Consider the following 4,851-nt stretch of genomic DNA (forward strand, 5'->3'; position numbering starts at 1 on the left):
TCACCGCCGGCGCGGACCGACACCTGGCAGCCCGCGACCAGCGCGAACGCCGCCAGTCCCGCGACGCCGCGCAGCAGTGGCGCGGCGCGTCCGGGCCGGAAGGCGGGGGAGAACCGGACGTATCGGGGAGAGCGGGCGTCCTGTGGCACGAGGCCCAGCCTGCCCGTCCGGTGGCAGACAGGGCAACTCGTACCATCCGCCCGTCCCCGACCGGCCATCCGGCACGCCCCGCTCGGTCATCCCCCCGGACTCGCCGAGCCGCCCGCAGGTCCGCGCGCCCGGAAGCGGGACCGCGGGCGGTCAGCGGCCCTGGTAGGGGTTGGGCGTCCCGGCGTCGGCGCGGACGACCACGGTCTTGGCGGCCTTGTCGTGCAGGGTCTGCCGCCGGTGGTCGCCGAGCAGCCAGACGCTGTCCACGATCCCGCCGACGCAGCAGATCGCCCACAGCACGTACATGACGAAGCCGCGCAGCAGCGCCGCGCCGTAGCTGATCGCCCCGCCGTCGGCCGCGCGGACGACCCGGGTGCGCAGCGCCATCTTCCCCACGGTCTGCCCGAACTTGCCGTGCAGGATCGTGAAGTAGGCGAGGGTCAGGATCGTGACCAGCAGGTTCGCGGTGAACCCGCCCGCGTGCCAGCTGATCCGCTGGTCCCCGCTCGGCCCGGTGACCTCGACGACCTGGCCGAACGGCAGCGTGATCAGCCAGCCCACGATCGCCAGGATGACGTAGTCGATGATGATGGCGGCGAGCCGCCGCCACGGGCTCGCGAGCTCGCCCGCCGGATCGTGGGGACCGCCGTGCGGACCGCCGTAGCCGGGCGGCGGCCCGTACGGGTCCTGCCCGGTGTCTCCGTAGGGCTGGTGGGCCGTTCCGCCGCCATAGGGTCCCGGACCCGTCCCGCCGCCGTAGGGCCCCTGGCCCGCGCCCCCGCCGTACGGCCCTGGGCCCGTGCCGCCGCCGTGGGGTTCTTGCCCCGCCCCGCCGCCGTAGGGTCCAGGGCTTGTGCCGCCGCCGTACGGTTCCTGGCCGGGGCCGCCGCCGTAGGGTCCCGGACCCTCGCCTCCCCCTCCGGGCGGTGGCTGGTCCGGCGGCTGCTGCGGAGGTCGCTGCGGCGGCTGCCAGGGCTGCTCGTCGTCGCCCGGCGGCGGGTTGGAAGGCGGTTGCGTCATGCCGTCAAGGTGTGCCGGACGGGGCGGAGGCAAACGCCACCCCGCCGCGTCATGGAGCGATCTTTGCCCCGACTTGCCGGACTCTTCTAGGCCGTCCCGGATCCGGAGTCCTTGGCGGCGACCACGATGACGATGATGAGGTAGAGGATCCAGCCGACGAGGCCGAGGTAGCCCATGACGAGGCCGGCGATGCTCATGCCCCGCCCGCCCTCGCCGGTGCGCTTGATGCGGCCGAGCGCGATGTGGCCGAACACGACGGCGAGGATCGCGGAGATGCCGCAGAACAGTCCGATGATTCCGGTGACCAGGGAGGCGATCGCCATCCCGTTGGTGGTGCCCGGCGCGCCCGCGGGCGGGCCGCCGTACGGCCCGTAGGGGGCCTGCTGGCCGTACCCGTACGGCTGCTGCTGCGGGTTCTGCTGCTGGTTCTGCCAGCCGTACGGGTCGCCGTAGGCGTCTCCGTAGTGCTGCTGCCCGTGGCCGCCCTGCCCGTGGCCGCCCTGCTCGTGGTGCCCCTGGCCCCCCGGGTCGCCCCAGCCCGGCTGGGGCGGTGGCTGGCCGCGGTACGGATCGGATCCGGACGGCCTGTCCTCGGGCGGTTCACCCGGCGGTGGTTGCTGCGGCGGTTGCGTCATGCCCTCAATCTCGGCACGCGGACGCCTGCTCAAACCTGCCGAAGCCGCGACGTCCCCGGGGTCACAGGTTGCCGCGGCGGGCCTGTTCGCGCTCGATGGCCTCGAACAGCGCCTTGAAGTTCCCCTTGCCGAAGCCGAGCGAGCCGTGCCGCTCGATCAGCTCGAAGAACACCGTCGGACGGTCCTGGACGGGCTGGGTGAAGATCTGCAGCAGGTAGCCGTCCTCGTCCCGGTCGACGAGGATCCCGCGCTTCTTCAGCTCGTCCACCGGAACCCGGACCGAGCCGATGCGCGCGCGCAGCTCGGGGTCCTCGTAATAGGACGCGGGGGTCTTCAGGAACTCCAGCCCGGCGGCCGCCATGCCGTCCACCGAGGCCAGGATGTCGTTGGTCGCGAGCGCGACGTGCTGGACGCCCGGTCCGCCGTAGAACTCCAGGTACTCCTCGATCTGGGACTTGCGGCGGCTCTCGGCGGGCTCGTTGAGCGGGAACTTCACCTTGCGCGTTCCGTCCGCGACGACCTTGGACATCAGCGCCGAGTACTCGGTGGCGATGTCGTCGCCGATGAACTCGGCCATGTCGGTGAAGCCCATGACCCGGTGGTAGAAGCCGGCCCACTCGTCCATGCGCTCGACGTTGCCGACGCAGTGGTCGATGGCCTGGAAGTACCGCTTGGCGGGCGGCGCGACGAACGGCTCGGCGGTCTGGAAGCCCGGCAGGTAGGGCCCGTCGTAGTGGGACCGGTCGACCAGCGAGTGCCGCGTCTCGCCGTAGGTCGCGATCGCCGCGACGGTCACCTTGCCGTGCTCGTCCTCCAGGACGTGCGGCTCTTCGAGGCCGTGCGCGCCCTTGGCCACGGCGTGCCGGTAGGCGCCCTCGACGTCCGGGACCTCGATCGCGAGGTCGACCACGCCGTCGCCGTGCTGGGCGACGTGCCGTCCGACCTCGGTTCCGGCGCGCACCGGGCCCCGGAAGACGAACCGCGCCGCACCCGATTCGAGCACGTGGACGGCCTCGTCGGGGAAGCCCGTCTCCGGTCCCCGGTAGGCGACCCGGCGCATCCCGAACGCGGTGGAGTAGTAATGCGCGGCCTGCTTCGCGTTGCCGACGGCGAAGACGACCGCGTCCATGCCCTTGACCGGAAACTCGTCCATGCCACCAATCTCGACACCACTCGCAGAATGCGCAACAGTGGTCCAGATCACTGTGCAACCTGCCCAGCCTGTCCCGGTCGGCGTTCGGCAGACCGTACAACCTGACGAGGTCCCAGAGATGATCGACGAGCTGGACGGCCGCATCATCGAGCTGTTCACCCTCGAACCGCGCGTGGGCGTGCTGGAGGCGTCCCGCCGGCTCGGCGTCGCCCGCGGCACGGTCCAGGCGCGCCTCGACCGGATGGCCAGGGACGGCGTGATCCGCGGCTACGGCCCGGAGATCGACCCGGCCGCCCTCGGCTACGGCGTGACGGCCTTCGTCACGCTCCAGCTCCGCCAGGCCCGCGGCCACGACCCCGTGGCGCACGGGCTGGCCGCCATCCCCGAGATCATCGAGGCGCACACCATCACCAGCCCGGGCGACATGCTCTGCCGCGTCGTGGCCCGCTCCAACGCCGACCTGCAGCGCGTCATCGACCTGATCGTCGCCACCCCGGGCGTCGAGCGGGCCGCCTCGGTGATCTCCCTCGCCAACCAGATCACCACCCGCACGCTGCCCCTGGTCAGGGCCATCAGCCGCCCGTAGCCGGGAGGGCCCGCCGCGGTCAGGCCTCGTTCAGGTAGGCGAGGACGGCGAGGACCCGCCGGTTGCCGTGGTCGTCGTCGGTGATGCCGAGCTTGCCGAACATGGACGTCGTGTACTTGCCGATCGCGCTCTCGCTGAGGAACAGGCGGCGGCCGATCGCCTGGTTCGACAGCCCCTCGGCCATCAGGGCGAGGACGGCGTGCTCCCGTTCGGTGAGGGCGTCCAGGCGGCGGTGGGACGGCCCGGACGACAGCAGCTTGGCGATCACGGCCGGGTCCATGGCCGTGCCGCCCGCCGCGACGCGCTCCAGCGCCTCGATGAACTGGTCGGCGTCGAAGACGCTCTCCTTGAGGAAGTAGCCGATGCCGCCCGCGCCGTCCGCGAGCAGCTCGCGGGCGTAGAGCTGGTCGACGTGCTGGGAGAGGACCAGGACCGGCAGGCCGGGGACCTCGCGGCGGGCGGCGAGGGCGGCCCGCAGGCCCTCGTCGGACTGGGCGGGCGGCATCCGGACGTCCACGACCGACACGTCCGGACGGTGCTCCAGCAGGGCCGCCATGGTCTCGGGACCGGTCCCGGCCGTCGCCACCACCTCGTGGCCGTACGCCTCGACCAGGCGGACCATCCCGTCCCGCAGGAGGTACAGGTCCTCGGCGATCAGAACTCGCATGGCACCGTCATTCTCACTCGGGTCGGCCCGCCCTCGGGGCTGACGATCTCCAGGGCGCCGTCGAAGACGGCGAGCCGCCGCCGCACCCCCGCCAGCCCGCCGCCGTCCGGCCGCCCGGCTCCGCCGCCCGCCGGCCGCCCGGCTCCGCCGCGTCCGTCGTCCTCGACGTCCACGACCAGCCCCGGGGCCTCGCGGACGATCGAGATCCGCGCGGTGGACGCCCGCGCGTGCTTGACGGTGTTGGTCAGCAGTTCGGCGATCCCGAAGTACACGGCGGACTCGATCGGCGCGTCCAGCCGCGGCAGGGGGTCGGCGCTGACGGCCACGTCGAGCGGCGTGTCCAGGGCCAGGGCGCGGACGGCGTCGACCAGGCCGCGCTCGTTCAGCAGCGGCGGGTGGATGTTGTGGACCAGGTCGCGGATCTCGCTCAGCGACTTGGCGGCGCCCGTCCGCGCCTCCCGCATCAGCGCCCTGGCCTGCGCGGGATCGGTCTCCATCAGCTTCTCGGCCGTGGCCAGCGACAGGCCGAGGGACACCAGCCGGGCCTGCGCGCCGTCGTGCAGGTCGCGCTCGATGCGGCGGATCTCGGCGGCCTGCGCGACGGTCGTGTCCGCGCGCTGGGCGGTCAGCTCGTCCACCC

Annotated in this window: 6 protein-coding genes; 1 reads left to right on the top strand and 5 read right to left on the bottom strand. The window is 72.9% G+C overall.

Annotated features, from left to right (window positions below):
- Nucleotides 1-300: 300 nt before the first annotated feature.
- The 3 genes from AB0J52_RS27550 to hppD form a co-directional block, all read right to left on the bottom strand.
- Nucleotides 301-1,170, bottom strand: coding sequence for an RDD family protein (locus AB0J52_RS27550; protein WP_500185261.1), 870 nt, complete (start codon nucleotides 1,168-1,170; stop codon nucleotides 301-303).
- 86 nt (nucleotides 1,171-1,256) lie between these two features.
- Nucleotides 1,257-1,805: a DUF4190 domain-containing protein gene (locus AB0J52_RS27555; protein WP_500185263.1), complete on the bottom strand. Its 549-nt coding sequence runs from the start codon at nucleotides 1,803-1,805 to the stop codon at nucleotides 1,257-1,259.
- A gap of 61 nt (nucleotides 1,806-1,866) precedes the next feature.
- Nucleotides 1,867-2,958, bottom strand: coding sequence for a 4-hydroxyphenylpyruvate dioxygenase (gene hppD / locus AB0J52_RS27560; protein WP_500185264.1), 1,092 nt, complete (start codon nucleotides 2,956-2,958; stop codon nucleotides 1,867-1,869).
- 118 nt (nucleotides 2,959-3,076) lie between these two features.
- On the opposite strand from hppD, the gene AB0J52_RS27565 reads away from it, so the two are divergent.
- Complete coding sequence (locus AB0J52_RS27565) at nucleotides 3,077-3,544, top strand: Lrp/AsnC family transcriptional regulator (protein WP_500185266.1); 468 nt, start codon at nucleotides 3,077-3,079, stop codon at nucleotides 3,542-3,544.
- A gap of 19 nt (nucleotides 3,545-3,563) precedes the next feature.
- Here AB0J52_RS27565 and AB0J52_RS27570 read toward each other — a convergent pair whose 3' ends face one another.
- Nucleotides 3,564-4,211: a response regulator transcription factor gene (locus AB0J52_RS27570; RefSeq protein ID WP_500185268.1), complete on the bottom strand. Its 648-nt coding sequence runs from the start codon at nucleotides 4,209-4,211 to the stop codon at nucleotides 3,564-3,566.
- Nucleotides 4,199-4,851, bottom strand: a 653-nt coding sequence (locus AB0J52_RS27575) for a sensor histidine kinase (protein WP_500185269.1), incomplete at its 5' end; no start/stop codon positions are given. The genes AB0J52_RS27570 and AB0J52_RS27575, both read right to left, overlap by 13 nt.

This window comes from Spirillospora sp. NPDC049652 (genome assembly GCF_040675125.1).
In the GTDB taxonomy this organism is placed as follows: Bacteria; Actinomycetota; Actinomycetes; order Streptosporangiales; family Streptosporangiaceae; genus Spirillospora.

Excerpts from the sequence above, each read along its gene's own strand:
- AB0J52_RS27550 (WP_500185261.1), bottom strand. The coding sequence starts at position 1,170 with ATGACGCAACCGCCTTCCAACCCGCCGCCGGGCGACGACGAGCAGCCC.
- AB0J52_RS27555 (WP_500185263.1), bottom strand. The coding sequence starts at position 1,805 with ATGACGCAACCGCCGCAGCAACCACCGCCGGGTGAACCGCCCGAGGAC.
- hppD (WP_500185264.1), bottom strand. The coding sequence starts at position 2,958 with ATGGACGAGTTTCCGGTCAAGGGCATGGACGCGGTCGTCTTCGCCGTC.
- AB0J52_RS27565 (WP_500185266.1), top strand. The coding sequence starts at position 3,077 with ATGATCGACGAGCTGGACGGCCGCATCATCGAGCTGTTCACCCTCGAA.
- AB0J52_RS27570 (WP_500185268.1), bottom strand. The coding sequence starts at position 4,211 with ATGCGAGTTCTGATCGCCGAGGACCTGTACCTCCTGCGGGACGGGATG.